The sequence below is a fragment of the Cucumibacter marinus DSM 18995 genome (assembly GCF_000429865.1).
Lineage (GTDB): Bacteria > Pseudomonadota > Alphaproteobacteria > Rhizobiales > Devosiaceae > Cucumibacter > Cucumibacter marinus.
This window is the reverse complement of the sequence record NZ_AUCR01000024.1, coordinates 1-3,875: the sequence shown is the minus strand read 5'-3', so window position 1 is coordinate 3,875 and position 3,875 is coordinate 1. Positions and strand designations below refer to the sequence as shown.

Sequence of the window (3,875 nt, the reverse complement as noted above, 5' to 3'; positions counted from 1 at the left end):
CGGCTTTGCGCGGGGCAAGACGCCCCCGATATTTCAGCGTTTTTTTGCGCTGAAAAAACACAGTTTCGTTTCCATTTTTCCACTCGGGAAAGCCGGTTTTCCGCAGTCCGGGGCACGTTCGTGAGCCAATCTTGCCTTGAATAGGCGCCGTCTAGCCGCCGTCGCGGCCCGTCAAGGCGATTACAGCAATTTGGGCGCCCCAGGGCGCCCCATGATCGCCTCAGCCTTTGGTGGCCGCCCAGTGCCGCCTGTGGGCCGTCAACGTCGTTTAATGTTCGACGACGCTCCTTGTGGTGGCCCATGACGGCCCTCGAAACCACCAGAAGTCATTCACCAGCGCGAGAACCAAGCAGCTATGCCAAGGCGATCACGTGCATCGATCAGCGGCCTCCCGCCCCAGCACATGAAGCATCTGATCCAGCATTACGCAGATCCGCGAAACATCGAGGCGCGCGCGGAGCGCGGGCGCCGGCGCTTCACTGATCATGGTGAAGAACTCCGGCGCCGCAGCCTTGCGGCCCGGCGCGGCTGCGATGTGCCGCCCGAACTCGAAGCTGATTGGCGAGCGCTCAAGCGCAAGCGAATAAGCAATGAGGAGGCCGCCGCCGCCCTCGGCCTCAAATGGAAAGCGCCCAAGCGGCAACGACGAAAAAGGCGGGCCAAAAGCCCGCCCGCCAATTCCAAAAGTGAGGGTTGATGTCAGTCCGCTTGCGTCCCGCGCCGCGCCGCGGCTTCCGTCCTCGCACGAGGCCCGACATGCAAAATTGAACTCTCGCCAAATCCCGCCTCGCGCAGACGCTGATCGACCGCCTCGGTGTCCTCAAGATCGACCTCGCTGGCCATCAGGGCCTTGACCATGTGTTTCTGGATAATCTTCTTGCCAAATGCGCGAAGTTCCGGCGTTGCCTGACGATGGATAATCGCCCGCCTTGCATCGTCCAAAGCATCGTCGCCAAATCGACGAATGGATGCCGGCCCGAACCCTGCCTCAAGCAGGCAAGCCCTGACCGCGGGCTCATCGCTGAGCATCACCGACCCCCTGACAAGGACATCCGCCATCTGGCGAATAATGGCGTTCTCGCCGACCGAGCGATTCTCATGCCCACCTGCTGGATATTTAATATCGATAATATGCACACTTCTCTCCGCTTTGGATTAATTCCACAAAGCAAAACATAATCCCACAACAATAAGGGTTGAAGAATTAAATGCGTGGATAAATTGGAAACGATCCATTTTTTATTTGGATTTGTTGGATTTGTTTCCGATTTCATAGATTTCTACTTGACCACAGCCTTCATCGGAGCGAATCTGGCGTCTGTCTTCGCGGTTGTCGACGATCCATCGTTCGAGAACCTCCCCTAGGCCCGCCATCCCCCGGCGGGCCTTTTCTTATGTGGACGGTCGTCAAGGGTGACGGTCAACGAAGCTGGGCTCAATTCGCCCACAAGAGGCAGAATTGAGCCCGTCAGCGGTCGTTTGGGCAACGGGCAGCGAAGGTCGGGAGCGAGCCCAGACTCACCGATGCTGCGGGGCGCGCGAATGTCGGCTTTCGTCCGGCGCGTCGCACCATGATGGAGTTAGTCAGCTTCCACCAAGTCACTCCGGGCATCGCGGATGATCATCCACGACGAATGCAGGAAAAGCCCCGCGATCGCGAACGCGACGATCAGGTCGGGCCATGCACTGCCAAGCCACGCGACCAGCCCGGCGGCGATGACCACGGCGAGGTTGCCGATGGCGTCGTTGCGAGAGAACAGCCAGACGGCTCGCATATTGGCATCACCCTTGCGGTGCTTTAGCAGCGGCAGCACCGCGAGGATGTTTACGATCAGCGCACCTACCGCGAAGGCTCCCATCAACCCGGCTTCTGGCGTGGTCTGGTTGAGGACACGCCAGAGCGTGCTGCCGACAACGCCAAGGCCCAGAAGGCCCAGAAACACGCCTTGGATCATCGCCGACCGCGCCCGCCATGTCAGGCTCCAGCCGATGGCGAGCAGGCCCAGAAACGTGATCGCACCATCGCCCAGAAAATCGAGCGCGTCTGCCTTCAGCGCCTGCGAACCGGACAAGAACCCGCCGAACATTTCGACCACGCCGTATCCGAGATTGAGCGCGACCACGATCCAGAGCGCGCGGCGATAGCTCGGGTCCTTGTAGGCCGGATCGGACGATGTATCGCCGTCCTCGATCTTCTCGAAACCGTAGCCGGTCGCGTCGAGCGCGGGCCGCACTTTCGGCAGATCGCCGTCCGCGATCCGCAATGTCATGATGTGGGTGGCGGCGGACACTTTCACGTCGCCTTCGGCCACGCCCGCAGACCGGGCCGCGCGCTCGATCTCGGCGGCATCTTTCGCGCAGTCCATGCCTTGCACCCGCATTCGGATCGGGGAGGAGGCTGTCGCCAACTTGCTGTTATCGGGCTGGCTCATGTGCGATCCTTTTTGTGGTGGCGGGCGAAAAGGTACGCTGCTAACGTATCAGTGGATAATGATATGACAGCGCAAAACATTCAAGACGATCTTTCGGCACCCGATACACTGGAACTGCGGGCAAAGCTCTTCCGGGGCCTAAGCGATCCCAGCCGTCTGACGATCCTCGATGCGCTGGTGTCGGACGAACGCAACGTGCAGGAAATCGTCGGGCATACGGGTTTGGGTCAGCCCAACGTCTCGAACCATCTGCGCTGTCTGCTGGAATGCGGGCTGGTCAGTCGCCGCAGCAAAGGCCGCTTCGTTCGGTATCGTCTGGCGGACAGGCGGGTCGCCGATCTCATCCGTGATGCAGATCAGCTACTTGCCTCGACAGCCAACGGAGTTGATGCCTGCCAAAGCTATACGGACTAACCGGCGCGACCTGCTGCAATGTCCTATCGGTGCGCCAAACCTGAAGCAGCCATCTGCGCATCCGCAGCGAATGCACCCTTTGTCCCGCGATCCTGCCGCTCGTGATGGCAGCGGCGAAGGTCCCATCAACCCCGCGTGCCGACGTTCATTGTTGATAGCCTTGACGTGCCCGCAGGCGCGTCGCGCCGCGGGATAAGGGCCAAACCGAAGCTGTCACCGGCTTGCGTAAGCCTTTTCTTATTCGTGCCTGTCAGGGTGCAGGATCACCAAGTACCGCTTTCGGTACGCGCCGGTAGATGAGGGTGCCGCCTTTTTTTGTTGTCGGTTATCCCGACCAGGCCCCGCGCGCGGCACCCTCCGCTGGCACTGACGGCGTCTCCACCGACAGGCGCCAGAGCTTGATCGCGAGCTTGCGAGCGACGGCGACAATGGCCTTCTGCCCGATCCCATGCTTCGCGAAATGCTGGTTGTAGATCGCTTTGGCCTCCGGGTCGCGCCAGCTCCACTGCCATGCCGCTTCGACCAAGATGCCACGCAGGCGTTTCTGACCGACAGGCCGCAGCTTTGCGCGGGCCGGGCCGTTGCCGCTCTGGCTGACCACGGGCGCAAGGCCGAGATAGGACGTGACCTCCTCCGGTCTGTCGAACCGTTCCGGGGAGAACACTTCGGCGAGGAAGTGCGCCGCCGCCGTCTCGCCCACTCCGGCAACCGCGGTCAGGCGCTTGAACCGCTCCGAATGCATCCGCCTCGTCGCTTCTCTGATCTCGGCCCGCAGCAGCTTGTCTTCGGACAGCAGGAACAGGTACTCGCGCACCATCGAAGCGAGCGCCGTACGATGCTCGGGCGGTATCTCGAGGGCGGAAAGGTCCTTGGACGCGGCCAGCGTCCACGAGCGGAGGCTGGCAGGTTCCGTGATCCCCGACGCCAGCAGGAAGCCCTTGATCTTCTTGCCCCCGGTTCCAGACCGGCAGCCGTCCCGATCTGGAACGAGCGCAAGCGTGGGTTTCTTGAGCTCCTGCATTCCTATGG

At 61.3% G+C, this 3,875-nt stretch carries 5 protein-coding genes; 1 reads left to right on the top strand and 4 read right to left on the bottom strand.

Annotated features, from left to right (window positions below; all coding sequences use genetic code 11):
* Positions 1–367: 367 nt before the first annotated feature.
* The 3 genes from G489_RS0110850 to G489_RS0110835 all read right to left on the bottom strand — a co-directional run bounded on the left by G489_RS0110850 (position 368) and on the right by G489_RS0110835 (position 2,432).
* Positions 368–643 (bottom strand): hypothetical protein, encoded by a 276-nt coding sequence (locus tag G489_RS0110850; RefSeq protein ID WP_029041553.1) that lies wholly within the window; start codon positions 641–643, stop codon positions 368–370.
* Between the two features lie 56 nt (positions 644–699).
* Positions 700–1,137 carry a hypothetical protein gene (locus G489_RS0110845; protein ID WP_029041552.1) on the bottom strand — a complete coding sequence of 146 codons (438 nt, stop codon included), beginning with the start codon at positions 1,135–1,137 and terminating at the stop codon, positions 700–702.
* 443 nt (positions 1,138–1,580) lie between these two features.
* Entirely contained in the window at positions 1,581–2,432 is an 852-nt protein-coding gene (locus tag G489_RS0110835) for a cation diffusion facilitator family transporter (RefSeq protein WP_007803328.1), read from the bottom strand.
* 63 nt (positions 2,433–2,495) lie between these two features.
* On the opposite strand from G489_RS0110835, the gene G489_RS0110830 reads away from it, so the two are divergent.
* Positions 2,496–2,846, top strand: a complete 351-nt coding sequence (locus tag G489_RS0110830; RefSeq protein ID WP_007803330.1) for an ArsR/SmtB family transcription factor — start codon at positions 2,496–2,498, stop codon at positions 2,844–2,846.
* Between the two features lie 325 nt (positions 2,847–3,171).
* Here G489_RS0110830 and G489_RS20165 read toward each other — a convergent pair.
* A partial coding sequence (locus G489_RS20165) for a transposase (protein ID WP_155889370.1) occupies positions 3,172–3,875 on the bottom strand: 704 nt, incomplete at its 5' end.

Coding starts and splice junctions, on each gene's coding strand:
- G489_RS0110830 (WP_007803330.1), top strand. CDS start 2,496: ATGACAGCGCAAAACATTCAAGACGATCTTTCGGCACCCGATACACTG.
- G489_RS0110835 (WP_007803328.1), bottom strand. CDS start 2,432: ATGAGCCAGCCCGATAACAGCAAGTTGGCGACAGCCTCCTCCCCGATC.